This window comes from Agrobacterium larrymoorei (assembly GCF_037722385.1).
Classification (GTDB): Bacteria; Pseudomonadota; Alphaproteobacteria; order Rhizobiales; family Rhizobiaceae; genus Agrobacterium; species Agrobacterium larrymoorei_C.
Genome location: NZ_JBBKAQ010000004.1, coordinates 98,151 through 115,362, shown reverse-complemented (window position 1 = coordinate 115,362; position 17,212 = coordinate 98,151). Strand labels below are relative to the sequence as shown.

The 17,212-nt window shown below is 58.1% G+C and carries 21 protein-coding genes; 4 read left to right on the top strand and 17 right to left on the bottom strand.

Annotated features, from left to right (window positions below; translation table 11 throughout):
* Positions 1-48: 48 nt before the first annotated feature.
* From WKI41_RS08670 to WKI41_RS08650, 5 genes are all read right to left on the bottom strand, one after another.
* Positions 49-1,572: an ABC transporter substrate-binding protein gene (locus tag WKI41_RS08670; protein WP_340193096.1), complete on the bottom strand. Its 1,524-nt coding sequence runs from the start codon at positions 1,570-1,572 to the stop codon at positions 49-51.
* A gap of 252 nt (positions 1,573-1,824) precedes the next feature.
* On the bottom strand, positions 1,825-3,081 hold the full coding sequence (locus tag WKI41_RS08665) for a DUF2254 domain-containing protein (RefSeq protein ID WP_340193095.1): 1,257 nt from the start codon (positions 3,079-3,081) through the stop codon (positions 1,825-1,827).
* A 137-nt stretch (positions 3,082-3,218) separates the two neighbouring features.
* Positions 3,219-3,587 carry a DUF423 domain-containing protein gene (locus WKI41_RS08660; RefSeq protein WP_340193094.1) on the bottom strand — a complete coding sequence of 123 codons (369 nt, stop codon included), beginning with the start codon at positions 3,585-3,587 and terminating at the stop codon, positions 3,219-3,221.
* Complete coding sequence (locus WKI41_RS08655) at positions 3,584-3,985, bottom strand: group II truncated hemoglobin (protein ID WP_340193093.1); 402 nt, start codon at positions 3,983-3,985, stop codon at positions 3,584-3,586. The genes WKI41_RS08660 and WKI41_RS08655 overlap by 4 nt, the downstream gene beginning before the upstream one ends.
* Before the next feature lie 113 nt (positions 3,986-4,098).
* On the bottom strand, positions 4,099-5,514 hold the full coding sequence (locus WKI41_RS08650) for a phosphomannomutase (protein ID WP_340193092.1): 1,416 nt from the start codon (positions 5,512-5,514) through the stop codon (positions 4,099-4,101).
* A gap of 246 nt (positions 5,515-5,760) precedes the next feature.
* Between WKI41_RS08650 and WKI41_RS08645 the strand changes: the two genes are divergently transcribed.
* The gene (locus tag WKI41_RS08645) at positions 5,761-5,970 is read left to right on the top strand and encodes a hypothetical protein (protein WP_340193091.1); all 210 of its coding nucleotides are present in this window, start codon (positions 5,761-5,763) and stop codon (positions 5,968-5,970) included.
* Here the strand turns inward: WKI41_RS08645 and WKI41_RS08640 are convergent.
* The 3 genes from WKI41_RS08640 to WKI41_RS08630 are packed head-to-tail and all read right to left on the bottom strand — an operon-like array spanning position 5,943 to position 8,318.
* Positions 5,943-6,500, bottom strand: a complete 558-nt coding sequence (locus WKI41_RS08640) for a hypothetical protein (protein WP_340193090.1) — start codon at positions 6,498-6,500, stop codon at positions 5,943-5,945. The genes WKI41_RS08645 and WKI41_RS08640 overlap by 28 nt on opposite strands.
* Positions 6,497-7,528: an SAM-dependent methyltransferase gene (locus WKI41_RS08635; protein ID WP_340193089.1), complete on the bottom strand. Its 1,032-nt coding sequence runs from the start codon at positions 7,526-7,528 to the stop codon at positions 6,497-6,499. The genes WKI41_RS08640 and WKI41_RS08635 overlap by 4 nt, the downstream gene beginning before the upstream one ends.
* 1 nt (position 7,529) lies before the next feature.
* The gene (locus tag WKI41_RS08630) at positions 7,530-8,318 is read right to left on the bottom strand and encodes a DUF1295 domain-containing protein (protein WP_340193088.1); all 789 of its coding nucleotides are present in this window, start codon (positions 8,316-8,318) and stop codon (positions 7,530-7,532) included.
* 186 nt (positions 8,319-8,504) lie between these two features.
* Between WKI41_RS08630 and WKI41_RS08625 the strand changes: the two genes are divergently transcribed.
* The 3 genes from WKI41_RS08625 to WKI41_RS08615 all read left to right on the top strand — a co-directional run bounded on the left by WKI41_RS08625 (position 8,505) and on the right by WKI41_RS08615 (position 10,530).
* The gene (locus WKI41_RS08625) at positions 8,505-8,870 is read left to right on the top strand and encodes a DUF2147 domain-containing protein (protein ID WP_425341008.1); all 366 of its coding nucleotides are present in this window, start codon (positions 8,505-8,507) and stop codon (positions 8,868-8,870) included.
* A gap of 67 nt (positions 8,871-8,937) precedes the next feature.
* Entirely contained in the window at positions 8,938-9,354 is a 417-nt protein-coding gene (locus WKI41_RS08620; RefSeq protein ID WP_340193087.1) for a DUF2177 family protein, read from the top strand.
* Between the two features lie 174 nt (positions 9,355-9,528).
* Positions 9,529-10,530 (top strand): alpha/beta fold hydrolase, encoded by a 1,002-nt coding sequence (locus WKI41_RS08615; protein ID WP_425341001.1) that lies wholly within the window; start codon positions 9,529-9,531, stop codon positions 10,528-10,530.
* A 42-nt stretch (positions 10,531-10,572) separates the two neighbouring features.
* On the opposite strand, the gene arsC is transcribed toward WKI41_RS08615, so the two are convergent.
* The 9 genes from arsC to WKI41_RS08570 form a co-directional block, all read right to left on the bottom strand.
* Complete coding sequence (gene arsC / locus WKI41_RS08610) at positions 10,573-10,995, bottom strand: arsenate reductase (glutaredoxin) (protein ID WP_340193086.1); 423 nt, start codon at positions 10,993-10,995, stop codon at positions 10,573-10,575.
* A gap of 31 nt (positions 10,996-11,026) precedes the next feature.
* On the bottom strand, positions 11,027-11,869 hold the full coding sequence (locus WKI41_RS08605; protein ID WP_340193085.1) for an acyl-CoA thioester hydrolase/BAAT C-terminal domain-containing protein: 843 nt from the start codon (positions 11,867-11,869) through the stop codon (positions 11,027-11,029).
* Positions 11,870-12,010: 141 nt separating this feature from the next.
* On the bottom strand, positions 12,011-12,988 hold the full coding sequence (locus tag WKI41_RS08600; protein WP_340193084.1) for a sensor histidine kinase: 978 nt from the start codon (positions 12,986-12,988) through the stop codon (positions 12,011-12,013).
* A 220-nt stretch (positions 12,989-13,208) separates the two neighbouring features.
* A complete protein-coding gene (locus WKI41_RS08595; RefSeq protein ID WP_340193083.1) occupies positions 13,209-13,655 on the bottom strand; it encodes a DUF6691 family protein in 447 nt (148 codons plus the stop codon).
* Positions 13,652-14,062, bottom strand: a complete 411-nt coding sequence (locus WKI41_RS08590) for a YeeE/YedE family protein (protein ID WP_340193082.1) — start codon at positions 14,060-14,062, stop codon at positions 13,652-13,654. Before WKI41_RS08590 ends, WKI41_RS08595 begins: the two co-directional genes overlap by 4 nt.
* Complete coding sequence (gene bigR, locus WKI41_RS08585) at positions 14,059-14,397, bottom strand: sulfite-sensing transcriptional repressor BigR (protein ID WP_425341000.1); 339 nt, start codon at positions 14,395-14,397, stop codon at positions 14,059-14,061. Before bigR ends, WKI41_RS08590 begins: the two co-directional genes overlap by 4 nt.
* The gene (gene blh / locus WKI41_RS08580; protein ID WP_340193080.1) at positions 14,388-15,686 is read right to left on the bottom strand and encodes a bifunctional sulfur transferase/dioxygenase Blh; all 1,299 of its coding nucleotides are present in this window, start codon (positions 15,684-15,686) and stop codon (positions 14,388-14,390) included. The genes bigR and blh overlap by 10 nt, the downstream gene beginning before the upstream one ends.
* 460 nt (positions 15,687-16,146) lie before the next feature.
* The gene (locus tag WKI41_RS08575; protein ID WP_340193079.1) at positions 16,147-16,413 is read right to left on the bottom strand and encodes a hypothetical protein; all 267 of its coding nucleotides are present in this window, start codon (positions 16,411-16,413) and stop codon (positions 16,147-16,149) included.
* A 208-nt stretch (positions 16,414-16,621) separates the two neighbouring features.
* Positions 16,622-16,780 carry a hypothetical protein gene (locus WKI41_RS08570; protein ID WP_340193078.1) on the bottom strand — a complete coding sequence of 53 codons (159 nt, stop codon included), beginning with the start codon at positions 16,778-16,780 and terminating at the stop codon, positions 16,622-16,624.
* Positions 16,781-17,212: the final 432 nt, after the last annotated feature.

The window sequence follows — 17,212 nt, the reverse complement described above, 5'->3', positions numbered from 1 at the left end:
CCGCACAAAGCGCGGAGCACGGGTCTCGTCGGGAGGAGGAGCTTAAGCTCAGTTGCCGGTGCTGACGTTCCAGAAATAGGGCCAGGGCGATGGCTTGAAGTCTTTCAGCGTCTTCTTCTTCGAGCTCAGCGCATTGAAGTCGCCGACCTTGTAAACGGGGGCTTCCTCATAGAAGACCTTCTGGATTTCGGCGAAGAGGGCCTTGCGCTTTTCCGGGTCGGATTCGGCGATGAAGGGCTCGACTGCTGCGGCCTTGGCAGGTGTCGACCACCAGCCGGGATAGCTATCGGACATCCAGCCATTGAGGATCGGTTCCGGCGGGAACGGGCCGTGGGTGATGAATATGTCCCACAGTTTCGGATCGGCGCGACGGGTGGTGAGCGTCGCCCAATCGAAGACGCCAAGCTCAACCTTGAAGCCTGCGGCCTTCAGATACTCGGCGGCGACCTGCGCCATCTTGTAATGGAATTCATACTGCCGGCTGGTGAGGATGCGGATCGGCTTTTCGCCGTCATAGCCAGCTTTCTTGGCCATGGCTGCTGCCGCTTCGGGATCGCCTTCGCCATAACGTTCGATGCCTTCTTCCGTGTGCCAGACATAGCCCTTCGGGTAGAGCGCGCCATCGACGGCGAAGAATTCCGGATTGCCGAAGGCGGCCAGCAGCATGTCTTCCGGGTTCAGTGCTGCCTGGATGGCGTGGCGCATCTCCTTATTGGCCAGCACGCCTTCCTTGGTGTTCATGACCATGACCGGCGCACCATAGGGCTTCAGGACCACAGGCTCGGATGCCTGCGAGGCCTTCAGACGGTCGAAGGTTTCGGGCGGCAGCGAGTCGGCGTAGTCGAACTGGCCGGAGATAGCACCTTCGAGGCGAGTATTGGCATCTGGAACCGGCACGAAGCGCACTTCATCGAGAATGGCCTTGCGCGCGCCGCCGAAACCATTGGCAGCTTCCGACCGCGACTGGTAGCCATCGAAGCGGACGAGCTGGATATACTGGTCGGCCTTGCGTTCTTTCAGCATGTAGGGACCGGTGCCGATGGTCTTGGTCAGCGGATCTTCGGCAAGGTTCGCTTTCGGCATGATGACGGCGGCGGAATTGTTGAAGGCGAGAAGCGACAGAAGCGGCGCATAGGGCTTGTTCAGCACGATCTGGATGGCATCATCACCCTTGGCGGTAACGGAGCTCAGATAGGGCGCGACCTGCTTGCCGCGTGACGCAATCTTGGCCCAGCGCTCGATCGAAGCGACGACATCGGCCGATGTCATGGTGGAGCCGTCATGGAACTTGATGCCCTTGCGGAGCGTGATGTCGTAGGTCTTACCATCGGCGGACACGGTCGGCATGGCCTCAGCCAGCAGCGGAACGACGTTCCATTCGGCATCGAAGGTGAAGAGCGTTTCGAAGATATGCTGCGTGATCATCCCCACGACATCGGCAGTCGAGGCCATCGGATCGAGCGTGGGCGGTTCACCGATCGTCGCGACGTTGACCACGCCGCTGGCGAAACTCGGCGTGGAGATGGCGGGCAAGAAGAGCAAGGAGGCTGCAAGCACAGTCCGTTTAAGCATGACGTTCCCTCTTTTAAATCCACAATAATGGAATATGCATTCTTATTGCGTCATACTGTAGCGGGATGATTTGCGTTGTCAAATGTGTTTGCGCGCAAAGGTGGGTCGACGGGATCGACAGAAATTCACATGGGCCATTCGCGGAAACGCTCTCGTCACGATCAAGGAAATGATTGTCCACTTCACATGTCGAGAGACGGCTCAGCGGCGCGTAGGTGGAGGCATGCTGTTGCTTGGCCACGCCGCCGGGGCTCAGGCCGTTTCCAGCAGGCGTGCCAAACGCCGGAGCTTGTCCAGATCTTCTTCGATCATCGATGTTGTCTCGGCACGCTTGATCGCGCTTCTGGAGTGTTGAAGCGCAATGCGTTTAAACTCCGGGTGGCTAAACCCGGAAAGGGTGATGAACGCCTTCTGCAATCGAATGCCCACTTCGAGGATAGCCGCGCCATCCCGGGCAAGTGGGATGAAGAGGTCATCGAAGACATCTTCGAGCTTGATCGGTGCCACATGCAGACGCGGATATTGCACATCGATATCGTCGGCGTGTTCATCCCAGACGGCCAGCACCCGCATATATCTTGAAATCAAATCGATCGCAGTGCCGGAATCGTTGATCGCTTGCGACAATGACCGGGACGCGATTTCAGCCAGAACCGCAGCGCCGAAACGGGGATCCTGATCGAAGGATCTGACGTCGCCGATTGTGAATGCGGAGGCGATGCGCTTTTGGACCTCTTCATCGACGTCGCCGACAATCCAGGCCAGGGGAATATTCGGCGCAACAAGCTTGCCGGCGATCGCCACCACTGCGATGTCTATGTCGAATTCTTCCGAGATTTGCCCCAGCACGCCACCATCCACATGCTGGACGTAGCCAACCTTTGGCTGGTGGACGGGCGTGTTTGGCGCGCCGAGCCTCGGATCATTCTCCTCCAGTTCTTTCCCGCCAAGGCAGGGACTTCTTATCCAGGCCCGAAGGGCTTCTATGGTCGCTTTTTCCACCCTCTCGGTCGTCTCGGTGACGCGACCGAGGCGTGAGAGATGGTCGATCCACCGTAGCAGCGTGACGATGATGAGAATGATGACGCCGATCGTCACGACGAAAAGAATGACCCGGCCCTGGTCGCCATAGACACCGGTTGCGAGCGCGATGATGCCGACGAGGCTGAAGAGGAACGAGCCGACGAAGGTGGCCAGCACGTTCTGTGTCGTGCTGTCTTCCATCACGAGCTTGGTGGCGCGCGGCGTTACGTTGTTGGTCGCGGCCGAATAGGCGGCGACCATCGTGCTCAAGGAGAAGGTGGTGACCGTCAGCATGCTCGATGCGATGATGCTGAGGATCTTGTCGACAGCGTCAGCGCCGATTTTCGCTGGCAGATCGGCAGGGATGTAAGAGGAGAAGGCAACCGCGAGAAGCGCGGATAGGACGCCTCCAAGCGAAAATAGAGTGGCCCTGAACCATATTCGCCGGACGATCTGGTTGATCCACCACTGCCATTTCGATGTCATTCAGCCCCCGCTCCACTGCAGCCCAATCGTCCGTCATCGCCGGCTTGAATATCCTGCTGGAGCGATAACGAGGTTGCGCAAACGGTGTTCCGTCTTTCGCGAGCAGCACTGAGGCAACGGGGGCTCTTATCGTCCGGTCAGTCGCGATCAGTCTTGAAGAAGGCCGAAGCTGCAAGCGTCAACCAGCCAAAGATCATTCCAAAACCGCCCGCGGGCGCGGCCATGGGAAAAAGGCTGTTTCCGGTGAAATGCTTGGAGACAAGGTCTCCGGCAAAAAGGGCTGTTCCAAGCCCCAGGAGAAGAGCGGAGGGCAGGGCGGTCTTGATGCGCTCCCAGCCGAGATGAAGACCGAGAAGCACCGGTGCATGAGCAAGGCACATAGCGGAGGCGTTGCCGAGCATCAAGGTGGCACCCGTGTGGGTCGCGGCTGCAGCAAGTGCGACGCCTGAGGCGCCAAGCACGCCGCTCAGAAACAGTGTCACGGCTTTCAGGATACCCTTGTTCATGACTGCGCCTCTTGCTGGTTCTGCATGTGGAAGGCCAATCGTTCGATTGGCGCCCAGATGATCTCGCGAAGCTTGGGATTTTCGATCGTTTCATCCATGGCGCGGCGGAAGCAGAGAAGCCATTCGTCGCGTTCCGTGGCCCCGATCGGCGCGACGAAGTGGCGTCGGCGCAGCATGGGGTGACCGTATTTCTCCACATAGACCGGCGGGCCGCCGAGGTAGCCTGTGAGGTAATCGTAGAACTTGCTTTCGCTGCCGGAAAGATCGGCCGGATGGATGGCGCGGCAGTTGGCGGCTTCCGGTAGCGTGTCCATCAATTGATAGAAGCGGCGCGTGAGCGCGCGCACGGTGGCGTCGCCACCGATGGCTTCATAGAGAGTGATGGTATCGTCTGCCACGCCTGAGCCGTCTCCGTTTGCTCCGCTTTTGCCGCGTCCTTACCGAAAGCGCAAACAGAAAGGCCAGGATGCGGCAATTTGCGTCGCCGCATCCTGATCATCGTCAGGAACGATCAGCCGAAATTGCGGATAAGGTCGAGGCCCTGGTTCAGCAGTGCATTGGCCTCGTCTTCATTGGCAGCTTCCACATAGCAGCGCATTTCAGGCGCGTTGCCGGAAGGGCGGAAGTGGATGGTGTTGCCGTTGGTCAGCGTCACCCGCAATCCGTCGATATCGCTGGTGGACTGGACTTCACCGACGGGCTTCAGGAACGCTTCGAGATTATTGTGCGAGGCACGCAGATGCTCCATGAGAGCCGAGCTTTTTTCTTGAGCGAAGTTTTGCAGGCGGTCGGCGGCTGCAACCGGCAGGCTGTAGGCTGCGGCGATCTGCGAGAGCGCTTTTCCTTCGCTTGCCTTCAATTGCAGCGTGGCAAGAATCGGCAGGAAGCAATCGCGGGTGGGAAGCGGTGCAATCTCTTTGCCATGCAGGGCAAAGGGCGTTGCCGTGAGGAAACCGCCATTGGCTTCGAAGCCGACCACGTGATCGCTTCCCTGCGACAGCGCGTCCGCCATGCCGGCAATCACAAATGGCGAGCCGACCTTGGTGCGCACCACCTCGAAATCTCCCGCAGCTTCGATGCCGGAATTGGAAGTGACCGGCGTGACAACGACGCCTGCCTTGAGGAAGTTGGAGGTGATGAGACCGATGAGATCACCACGCAGCGGCGTTCCCGTTTCGTCGGCAAGCAGCGGCCGGTCGCCATCGCCGTCGGCGGACACGATTGCATCCAGGCCATGCTCCGGCGCCCAGGCCTTCAGTTTCTCCAGCGTCTCGGGAGAGACGGCTTCGGTATCCACCGGAATGAATGTTTCAGAGCGGCCAAGCGGCACGACGTCTGCACCGTAATGAGCCAGTACATCGACGAACAGATCGCGTGCCACGGTGCTGTGCTGGTAGACGCCGATCTTCAGGCCCTTCAACGCATCGCCGGGCAGAAGACCGGTATTGCGCTCGTAGAAAAGCTCGGTGGCTTGCGTGCCGCGTTGTTCGGCAGTCTCTTCCTCAATGTTGAGGTCGTCCTGCTTCAGGCTTGCGGCCAGATCGGCAATCGCGGTTTCGTCCTGCTTGTCGATTTCGCCATCCGGGCGGTAGAATTTGATGCCGTTGCGATCTGCGGGAATGTGAGAGCCGGTGATCATCAGCGCCGCCGCCTTCAGCGACAGGCCGTAGAGCGCCAGAGCCGGCGTCGGCAGCGCGCCGCAATCGAGCGGCTTGAGGCCGACGGCCTTCAGCGCAGCGATGCAACTTGCGGCAATGGCCGGGCTCGAATCGCGAAAATCCTGACCGATAAGTATTGGGTCGCCTTTTTGTGCCAGGCCTGAGTTCAGAAGATGATGGGCGAAGGCTGTGGCATAAAGGGCGGACGCCTTGCCCTTCAAATCTTCCGACAGGCCGCGCAGACCGCTCGTTCCAAACTTCAAACTCATCTCAAAAAAGCTCCTTGTTCCAAAATCGATTTGCAGCCCGAAAGAGGGGCTCACATGTTTTCTAACCCGGAACATGCGGCATTGATCCCCGCGTGTCATCCAGAAAGACGGTATTGCGTTAACGTCGGGAGCGCGCCGACTTTTCGGCAAAGGCTGCGTGCTGTGGCTTTCGCACCATATTTTGCTTAGAGACTTTTTCTGGCTCTGCTCCATAACGGCGCATTGCTTCGAAGGGATGACAAAGCAATGGACACTGTATCGATCGACAACCGCGGCGATTTCGGCCTTTGGGCCATTGAGCGGGCCAAGGCGATCATCGCCGTCGAGGCCTCGGCATTGGCAATTGCGTCACGCGATGGCAAGGAAGAGGAAATTCGCGAGGCGGCAAATGCGCTCGGCGCAGCAATCTCAGCAGCGCTTCTGGAAGTTTATGACGGACTGGTTCCGGAGGAGTGATCTGCACCGCGAATGCCTGAATAGCGCAGCGCAATGAAGGCGGTGAGACAGGCAACGGCGAAAGCGTTGAGGTTGAAGAGCTTTGCCAGATCTGGTGTGCTCCAGATGTGCAGCGAATCGCCAATCAGGTAGCGCGTCGTCAAAAAGCCGGCAAAGACGAAGCCCGTCAGGCCGATCTGCCAGAGCTTTTCACTGGCCCTGAAGGACAGCGCCACAAGCATGATGCAGGCGGCGAAGAACAGCTCCGTGCCCGATGCTGCTCCGAAAAGCTTGGTTTCGAACACAGTATCGATGGTGCCGATCACGGGAAGGGCAATTCTTGCCGCCAGCGCCGATCGCCTGGCGATAAACGGGATCGCGAGGAAGAAGGGCATTGACAGCACGCTGATCCAAGCCGCCTCGACGCCATTACCGACGACCCACCAGATGGTTGGCGGGTAAAAGGGTTTGTTGGCAATGATGACCCAGGCGACGGTAACGGTGGCTGCCGTTAACGCGTCCTGCCTGGTACTTTCGCCCTTGCCGGTCATTTGCCGACAGGTTTCAACAGATAGTGGCCGACGCCCCAGACATCGCCCTTTTCATGCCCGAAGAGGCCTGCCGTGGCGAGAAAGAACAGTCTCCAGCGCCGATGCCAAAGGGAAGCGTCCTTGCCATAAACACGTTGCAGGATCGGTGTGATCTTGTCTGACTTGGCGTCGAAATTGGTAAGCCAGTCCATGGCGGTGCGGCGGTAATGGGTGCCCGACCAGCGCCATTCGGCTTCCACGGCGTAAACATCCTGGAAGCGATGGGGCAGGTCGTGCGCGGGCATGATGCCGCCGGTGAAGAAGTGATGCGCGATCCAATCGGCAGGATCGTTCGGATCGAAGCGGTAGGAGCGGTTCTTGTGGGTGAAGACGTGAATGAACAGCCGGCCATCCGCCTTCAGCCAGCCATTGGTGCGCTCGAAGAGCGCGCGCCAGTTCGACATATGCTCGAACATTTCCACCGATACGATGCGGTCATACGTGCCAGATGGGGAGAAGTCGTTCATGTCCGCCGTGATGACGGTAAGGTTTTCCAGCCCCTGGCGCTCTGCCTGGCCGAGAATATAGGCGCGCTGCGATGAGGAGTTGGAAACGGACGTGATGCGGGCATTGGGAAACTGCCGGGCCAGATAGAGCGACAGTGAGCCCCAGCCGCAGCCAAGTTCCAGAATGTCCATGCCATCATAGATATCGGCGTGCTTGACGGTTTCCGCCAGCGCTGCGGTTTCGGCGTCTGCCAGTGTGGTGCTTTCACTTAGGTAGTAGCAGCAGGAGTATTTGCGCTGTGGCCCGAGCACCAGCGAGAAGAACTCGGCGGGCACTTCGTAATGCTGGCGGTTTGCCTCGTCCGTATGGGTGGCTACCGGGAAGTCGGCCATGTCGCGGGCAAAGATCACCTCCGCGCTCTCCGGCACTTTCTCCAGCCGGCGCTTGGTGCGGTTGCAGAGGAAATCGATGCCGGTCAGTGTGAGGCTATCCGAAAGCGGTGCTTTTTCGGCCGCGTTGATGGCGAATGCCAACATGTTCATGTCATGCCTCCTCTTTGCGTGGACCGGGGAAAAATGCGTTGACGCGGCGCTGTAGCGCACGGAATTTCTCGCCGCGCGAACGCAGCATGTGATCCTCAAGCGGCGGGATGCCGGATGCATGGACGAGCAACCAGTACATCAACACGGGTGCGAGAAGCGCTGCCCAGGCGAAGGGCGAGGGGCCTGTCAAAGCCAGCAGCGGCCACGAGCACCAATACAGCCACTCGAAGAAGTAGTTCGGGTGGCGGGAGTAGCGCCACAGGCCCTCTTCGCAGACTTCGGTCTTGGCCTCCGGCTTCTTTCGGAAGTGCGCCAACTGCCGGTCCGACAGCGCCTCACCCGCAATCGCCAGGAGGCCGATGGCGACTGCGACGAGATCGAGCGAGCGCGGGAAGCTGGCTGTGTTGAATGCCGCCAGATAGATGGCAAGGACCAAGATGAAGCCGGCAAGAGCCTGGATCTGAAGGAAGAGGAAAAGGCGCTTGGAGGCGTTCTCACCCCACTCCTCGACGAGCTTGGCATAACGCGGATCTTCACCGCCGCCCTTGGTGCGCGAGCCGATGTGGCTGCCCAGCCGGACAGACCAGACGGCCACCAGCAGAAAGGCGGCAAGCCGCCGCTCCGGCGTGCCATCGGCAATGACAATGGCGACGATGCCACCGATGCCGACGGCGAAAGACCAGATCGTATCGATCCAGCCGCTTGCCCCAGTGCGGCGTTGAACGGCCCAGGCCGCCATCATGGCAAGCGACAGGCCAAGGGCAATCAGAAACAGGAAGAGGACATCCATAAGAAGGTTCTTTCCGTGATCAGCATGTTCAGTCTGCCAAATCTACGGACGATGACGGGTCATGGTTTCCCTGCAAAAGAAAAAAATTTCTCCGGTGATTTCTTGTGATCCGAAATCATGGCCGGCGCGTTGTTGTCGTCATCACTTGGCACAGACAGCCTATTGTTGGAGGATTTCAGCGTGAAAATAGTTCTTAGACTGTCAATTCTTGCTCTCGCTTTGACCGGCGGCAGTGCATTTGCAGATACGATCGAAGGGCAGTGGTCACGCGGCGATGGCAATGCCAAGGTTCAGATCGCGCCCTGCGGCTCCGATATCTGTGCCGTCAACACCTGGATCAAGCCGGGCACGCCGAAGGAAAAGACCGGCGACAAACTGGTGATGAGCATCAAGCCGACATCTGATGGCGAATATTCCGGCACCGCGTTCGATCCGCAGCGCGACCTGACCTACAAGCTGACGGTCTCGGTGAAGGGCAACAGCATGACGACCAAGGGATGCGTCCTAGCCGGCATCGTCTGCAAGGGCGTCAACTGGACGCGGATCAAGTGATCCTGACAGGACGCAGAGGCGGTCGAGCCCTTGCGCCAAGACATTCTTTTAAAACGCGGGAGTTTTCATGAAACGGTTCGTCATCGCCTATATCGCAACCATGGTCTTCTTCCTGGCCATCGATGCGGTGTGGCTCAGCACCATGGCGGACCTGCTCTACCGCCCGCTTCTGGGCGATCTTCTGGCGCCGCAGTTCCGACTTGTCCCTGCGGTGCTCTTTTATCTTATCTATTGTGCCGCGTTGACCTTCTTTGCGGTGCTGCCCGGTCTTGATCAAGGTCGTGTGGTGGTGGCGCTGCGCAACGGCGCGTTCTTTGGTTTTGCGGCTTACGGCACCTATGATCTCACCAACCAGGCGACACTCGTAACCTGGCCGACGACCCTGACGGTTGCCGACCTGATCTGGGGTTCGTTTCTCTCTGCCGCCACCGCCTTCTGCTCCTGCTGGTTGACAGGCAAGGTGAATGGGCGCGCTGCCGCCTGAAACGCGCAAGTTTCGAGGCCTGCGCCAAAAGCACTGGCCCTCGTTCTATCGTATGTCACGCCAGTGCCGAAACGCATTGGTGTGACATGCCTTCAAAGAGCCCGACCATTCACGTCTTGCGTTTCACGATGGTCGGGTTCAAGACACGTTGCTCATTTCATTCTCAGGACGACGATGCCCAACACTTTGCTGCCCATGCTCGGAACGGTTCTCGCCATGAGCATGATGACGCCTGCAATCGCTACATCTGACAGCCCGACAAAGGGTGAGGCGAGAGTGGATGTCGGCGGCTTCAAGTTGAACAGCATCCTTCTACCTGTCGGAAAGAAGGCAGATCTGCCGCCGATCGTCTTCATTCATGGCGCCAGCACCAGTCTTTACGATCCGCTCTATTCCTTCCGCGAGCCGTTGGAAGGACGCGCCACATTGCTTTTCGTCGACAGGCCCGGGCATGGGCTGTCCGATATCGGGCCAAAGGAAAACATCCTCCCTGACGCTCAGGCCGATGCGATCGCCGAGGTGATGAAGAAGCGTGGCATTCGCAAGGCCATTATCGTCGGCCATTCCTTCGGCGGCGCAATCACCGCCGCTTTCGCACTGCGCCACAAGGATATGGTCGAAGGGCTCGTCTTTCTTTCGCCAGCGCTCTACCCATGGCCGGGCGGCATCAGTTGGTATTATGATGCCGCGCGGGCGCCCGTCGCCGGGCTGTTTTTCAGCACGCTGATTGCCCCGCCCGCCGGACTGTTCGCCTTAAACGGCGCAGTGAAAGGCGTCTTTGCACCAAACCCGATGCCGTCCGATTACGTTTCGAAAACAAAAGCCTACCGCGCACTGCGCCCCGTTGCCTTCCGTCACAACGCCCAGGAAGTGGGCGCGCTGAACGGCTGGGCAAAAGACGCCTCTCCAAATTACCGGCAGATCAGGGCAAAGACGATCATCATCGCAGGAGACAAGGACAGCGTGGTTTCCACCGAGATTCACTCCAAACATCTTGCCCGTGATGTACCCGGAGCCGAACTCGTCATCGTCCACAATCTCGGTCACAAGTCCGATTATGTGGCGCGTGATCTGGTCATCGCTGCACTGGAAAAGATTGCCGGCAAGTCCCGCAATCTGAAGTCGATCGCCAAGACGCTGGAAACGCGTATCGCCAGCGACAAGGGCACGCTCTAGGCGCGCTGGAACGCCTGGAGTGGAGGCTCTCGACCATCGAGGTCAGGCAATGCGCTTCCCCCTGTCATCCAGAACCTTCTCGCCATCTTCCTTGGTAAAGGCACCCTTATGTGTGTCGGGAAGAATCTCAAGCACCTGCTCCGACGGACGGCAGAGCCGTGTACCAAGTGGCGTCACGACAAATGGCCGATTGATAAGGATCGGCTCGCGCACCATTGCCTCCAGCAATAGTTCATCGGTCAGCGACGGATTGTCCAACCCAAGCTCTGCATACGGCGTTCCCTTCTCACGGATAGCTTCCCGAACCGTTAGTCCAGCATCGGCAATCATCGCCTTCAGTTCCACCAGCGATGGCGGGGCTTTGAGATATTCGATAATAGTGGGCTCGATGCCAGCATTGCGGATCATGGCGAGCGTGTTGCGGGAGGTGCCGCAGGCGGGGTTGTGGTAGATGGTGGCGTGCATTCGAACTCCAAAGATAAATCGCTCCAGTGTCTTACAGGAGCTTTTGTAAAGCTTGCCATGTCTCCCGACCGAGCGTTCGGTCTGCTTCATCGTTCCCGCCATGTGCGTGAAGTTTGGACCGTGGCGTGGTCTCATCGGGTAAGAGAATACGATGACCGGCATGTTGATTGAACACTAAAGTGGGGCGTTTCCCACAAGTCTGTCTCACCCCAAACAGATCTCTAGCAAAAACGTCAGAGGGCCAGAGTGCATCATCACCGCCTGCTACAAGGATTAGATCGGCAGGTGAGGTCTCGATTGGAATCTTGGCGCGTCTGGCGGCTTCTGGATCGTTAGCAAGGCATGGTGTGAAGAAGGATCGGTAGGATACAAGTCCGTCTCTGTATTCACGCGGCCAGTTTATATCAGCTGGCACAAAATCAAGCGGAACTCCGCTGAAGGACCAAGACGAACGTTCCGGCCATGTGATCCCGTCGCGGCCTTCGCCGATGTTTCCCCAAACAACGGACGTCGGGCTGATGGTGACGACCGCATTGATCCGCGTATCGACAGTGGACGCTAGCAGTGCGGCCTCTGCCCCCTTGGATGTTCCGACGAAGACTATTCGCTGGCACGCTCGAGAGATCATAAGGTCGGTTGCACGGACAAAGGTTTCGAGTTCTATTTCACATATTCCTGGAGGCTGATTTTCTCCCCCGAACCACTGCAACGCCAAGGCGCTCGTCCCAGCCTCTGCGAATAACGTTGCCCGGTCGGTGTCAATTCTACCACTTGAGCCTGAGAGTACGACGACACCAGTTCGGCGATCATTTGCGCCGCGAACCAAGGTGCCTTTGACTTCACCGGTCAGTTGCTCGACATCGTAGCTGGCCATTTTCGCCTCAGCGCCTACCATGTGACTAAACGCACAATACCGCCCTGAACCGGACATATCAATGAGTGGAGGCATTGAACGCGGTCCAAACAAGTATTCGCTTAAAGGCGTGGCGTTATCAGGCGATTGACTGCCTACTCATCAATTCTCAATCAAGTTCGCCACTGGTGCCGAGAGCGAAAACACCAGTCCATCGCTGTTGAAATCAATCCGGCTTGTGCCTCCCAGATAGGAAGAGAGCGCCTTGTCGATCATCCTCGATCCGAAGCCGCGGCGGCTTGGTTGGAAGACTTCAGGCCCGCCGGTTTCCTTCCAGGTGAGATCAAGGGTCGGGCGTTCGGCGGCTTCGTTCAGTTTCCATGTGAGGGAGACGACGCCGGTGTCGTTGGAGAGGGCACCGTATTTGAAGGCGTTGGTGGCGAGTTCGTGGAAGGCGAGGGTGAGCGCCAGGGCGCATTTGGCCGAGAGATCGATCTCAGGGCCATCGATCAAAACCCGGCCGGCGCTATGTTCGGCAACGACTGCCTCTGCGAGTGTGCGAAGTTGGGTTGGATTGTGGTGGGCGTTGATGAGGATTTCGTGCCCGCGGCTGAGCGCGCCAAGGCGCGAGAGGAAGGTCGGCTTGGCGGTGGCCATATCGGCATCGTCTTTCAACGTTTGCGATGCAACGGCCTGCACCAGTGCCAGAATATTTTTGATGCGGTGCGCAAGTTCGTTGCGCAGCAGGATCTGCTCATCCTCGAAAGCCTTCAAGGCGGTGATGTCTCTCGAAATGGAGAGAATGCCTTCAACCGCACCTTGCTCATCGAAAAGCGGGGAGACCTTGACATCCCAGTAACGCGGCGTGCCTTTGGCTGTGTTTGCAAACCCTGTAAACCGAGCGGCGCGGCCAGCGCGGGCTTCTTCCAGCGCTGAAACGGCCTCGGCATTGCCCTGACCTTCCCAGAAGCTTGGCCAGTAGCAGCCTTTGACGTGGGCGAAATCGTCCACCTCCATCACCCGCTGGCCGCCTTCATTCATGAAGTGCAAGGAGCCATCCATGCCGATGACCTTGATGCAGTCATCCGAAGCGGCAAAAGCAGCGGCGATGAAACGAGAACTATTGGGGCCATCCAGCACTGGAAAATACCTTGAATATGATGCGGGTCTGCGAGAAATACCGGTTAATTCAAAACCATAACCATTTAAGGCGCAACAGAGGAAGAAGTTCCGATCAATACTTCGTTAATGACGTTACGTAAGCTGTGTCGAGCGGATTTTTGGAAACCGCGTTGGGCGAACTCTTAGTGACGCCCAGGAATAAGCAGACGTTCGATATCCGTGCTGTATAGGAAGCTGCTTACAAACGCCTGCTCCAGACACGATCATGAAGCATCATGCCGACAAGCATGGCAACGAGGAACAGGATGACCTGCGGTACGCTGCTGGCGAGCGCTGCTAGCGAGATTGACGCGATAGCCGGGCCAGGGCAGAAACCGCCAAGCCCCCAGCCAAGACCGAAGAGGGCCGAGCCGATTAGGAGCCGCGCGTCGATCTTCTGATGTGCGGGAAGGTGAAACCTATCGTCCAGCACAGGATGATCCATCCGCTTTGCTGCCCGCACGCCGATAAATGCAACGATGACGGCGCCACCGAGAACGAAGGCGAGGCTCGGGTCCCAGTTGCCGAATATATCCAGAAAGGCTTGAACGCGGGCAGGGTTCAGCATGCCGGAAAGCGACAGGCCGAGGCCGAAGACGAGGCCGGATGCGAGTGCAGCAGAAAATTGAAGAGCCGGCCGGTTCATAAGCCGACACTCCGCAGGACCGTAACAGCGACGACACCGGTCGTCAGGAAGGTCGCGACCGCTGCCATGGAGCGGGGAGACAGGCGCGCCAACCCCAATACGCCGTGGCCACTGGTGCAGCCGGAGCCCATGCGCGAACCGAAGCCGACCAGCAATCCAGCAAGGATGATGAGCGGCCAGGGCATGGTGATCTCGATCTGCGGCCAGCCGTCGAAAATAGCGAAATAGCCGATCGGCCCGAGCAGGAGGCCGAGCACGAAGGCGAGGTTGGTACTCACCCCCGCGCCTTGGGCAAGGCGCCCAACGATACCGCTGATGCCGGCGACGCGGCCATTCAGGATAAGCAGCATGACGGCGGATACGCCGATCAACATGCCGCCGGCGAGCGAGACGATATAGGTGCTCATGCCTGATCCCTCGCGCAGAAAATCTCATAGAGGGAGGCGACCAATTGGGCGGCCTTCTCTTCCGTCAGGCGGTAAAAAATCTGCTTGCCCTCGCGTCTCGTATCGACAATGCATGAACCTCTCAGCACGGTAAGGTGCTGGGAGAGATGTGGCTGGTGCAGATCGAGCCGCTCTTCCAGATCGCTGACCGAAAACTCTCCCTCAACCAGGGTGCAGACGATCATCAGCCGTGCCGGGTGCGAGAGGGTTTTCAAAAGGTTGGCAACCTCTGTGGCGCGGTTTGCCATTTCCGCGGGCGAAAGCGGCATGTCTTTTGGCGCAACTGTCATTCCCACGCCGCTCCCTGCAACGCATCCAGCGGAAATTTGAGGTAGCGTTTGCCGTTCGCTTCCGGTTCTGGCAGGCGGCCGCCGCGGATATTCACCTGCAGCGCGTGCAGAATCAGTTTTGGCATCGGGAGCGTCTTGTCGCGCCTGGTGCGCAGCGCAACGAAGTCTTGTCGGCTGACGCCTGCGATATGCGGGTTGGAAGCCTTTTGTTCCGCCACGGTGCTTTCCCAGCGCGGCGTGCGGCCATTGGGCTGATAGTCGTGGCCAGTGAAGAGCCGCGTTTCATCGGGCAATTGAAGAATATCCTGAATTGAGTGCCAGAGCGCGTCCGCATCCCCGCCGGGGAAATCAGCGCGCGCCGTGCCGCCATCCGGCATGAACAACGTGTCATGGATGAATGCTGCGTCGCCGATGACATAGGTGACGGAGGCGAGCGTGTGCCCAGGCGAGAAAAGGACCCGCGCATCAAGCGAGCCGATCTTGAATGTCTCGCCATGGGCAAACAAATGGTCCCATTGCGACCCGTCGATCGCAAGGTCCGGCCAGTTGTAGATGTCACTCCAAAGAGCCTGAACATCGACGACGCGCTCGCCGATGGCGGTGTGAGCACCCGTCTTTTCTTTGAAATACTGCGCGGCAGAGAAATGATCAGCGTGCGGATGCGTGTCGAGAATCCATTCGACGGTAAGGCCTTGGATACGGACGTAGTCGAGAATGGCATCGGCATTGATGGTGGCTGTTGCGCCGGACTTCTCGTCGAAATCCAAAACCGGATCGATAATGGCGCATCGGCTCGTTTCGGGATCCGAGACCACGTATTGAATGCTGGACGTGCGGGCATCATAAAAGCCCTTCACCTGCGGTTTCAGCGACGTGTTCCTGACGAGCCATGCCTCTGCGGCGGTTGTATCGAAGCCATGGTCGCGACCGAACGCCACTACATCGGCTGCCTTCATCCGCCCGTCCAAAACCTCGCCAATCACGTAAAGGCTGAGCGAGCGGGTGCCACCTTTGCAGTGGGCGAAGACAGGACCGTTCGACTGGCGCAGGGCGTCTTGGAAAGCGCGCACATCAGCCTCAGTGATGGTTTTCATCTTCACAGGGATATGGACATAGGCGAGGTGGCCCCGATCCGCCGCCTGCGCTTCCAGCTGCGTGCCGGGCTGGCCTGCGTCTTCGCCATCCGGTCGGTTGTTGATGAATGTCGTGAAGCCCTGCGCGCTAAGGAACTCGATGTCCTCGATGCTTGGCTGGGTCGACACCGATAGCTTGTCGGAGATTCGAGTAATCGGCATGAATGCCTCCATCATTATACATTATATAATATTGTATAATATATAATGAGCTGGATGGCAAGAGGGTGTTTCCTGGCCTCGCTGTGCGGACAGGCAGCACCGATATTGCATTGGCCGCGCGACTTTCACGATGTTTGCAAGGAAATGCGCAGGCTGAAACCTAGATTGGACGCCGCGTCCTTCCAAAACATCTTGTGGCAATTTCAAACACAACCCGGCTTCCCGTTGCCCAGAGATAAAACGCATGCGCGGAGCAAGATAAGAGAGCCTTGTGACAATTTGTTTGCTCGACACGTCGGCTTCAAGCATGTCGTGCAAAAGTGTGTCGCTGTTTTGCGATAACGTCACGCGACCCAACGAAGAGCTAAAGCAAGGAGCGGATCTGAAAGAACGCCACACATTAGATATTGAATGGCCATCCCAACATGGTGTGAGCAGCTAGTCAGATCACCCTCAGCGCTTAGTATTTCGGAATCGAAGATGGCTTGCGGTCAAACGTCTCCGTGGTGCCGTCCGGTCTGAACAGCGTCCAGGAACCACTGAGATTTTGTGAGAGCCTTCCCTCACTTTTCCCGTCGCGGGTGACGGCGTATCCACCTCCGAGATTCTGCTCGAGCTCGTAGGTGCTTCCATCCTTCTTGAAGCATCGCGAGGCGTTCATCCCGCATTCGGCAAAAGCGCTGTTGGCTGCAAGCACCATGACGGTGGAAAGGATAAGTCGTTTCATTGGTTTGGTCCTTTGCTCTTCTGTGCTCAGTTGAAAGTAGATTCATGAAAGTGTGGGACGCTTGTCGCAGGATCGTCGTGCTCGGAGAGTCCCCGGCGAGACAAAAGCGGCCTGAATTGATGCGGGCGCTCCGCCAAGGTGCAGCCCGCAAACGCGCAAGTCTTGGGAGGCGAACGTCGCGTGCGAGATGGCCTGCGACGATGGCATCTCATCGAATGTGTGAGCTGGCCGCGCTGCTTTCGCATTCTGCATAGTCTGCCGCGTTACTCGCGAAATCCTTCGCAGCATCAGCCGCATGGTCCGCGTCTGCGGCATATTCCTTCAGAGCGCGAATATAGGTGCTGACGTCGTTCTTATAGGAGCGCATGTCATACTCCGAGCAGTTCGACGAAGACAGGCAAGAGGGCTGTGAGATCTTGGATGGCGCCCTGGGAACGCGGATGTCGCTGGAAGGCTCGGAGCAAGCCAGCGCAAAGGTTGGGGCGAGCATAAAAAACGTACAAAGAAACGAGACATATCGCATGTTAAAGACCTCCGTTAACGTGGTTGATGCAATGCTTCTGTCGGTGTGACAGTGATTGCGCGTGGCCGATCGGCCATATGCCTTTCACCGCGTCGACCTTTTTGTCGTTGGTGTAATCGTGCTTTCTGATCCCGGGCGGAGCGCGCGAAATCGAGACTTCTGTGTTTCAACGGGTTGTGCGAAGTCTGTAACCGTCCGATCCGGTTGATACCGGAATTGGTTCCTCGTCTCTTCATTCCAATCATTCCTTCTTGGAAGGGGCTAACACTAGGAACT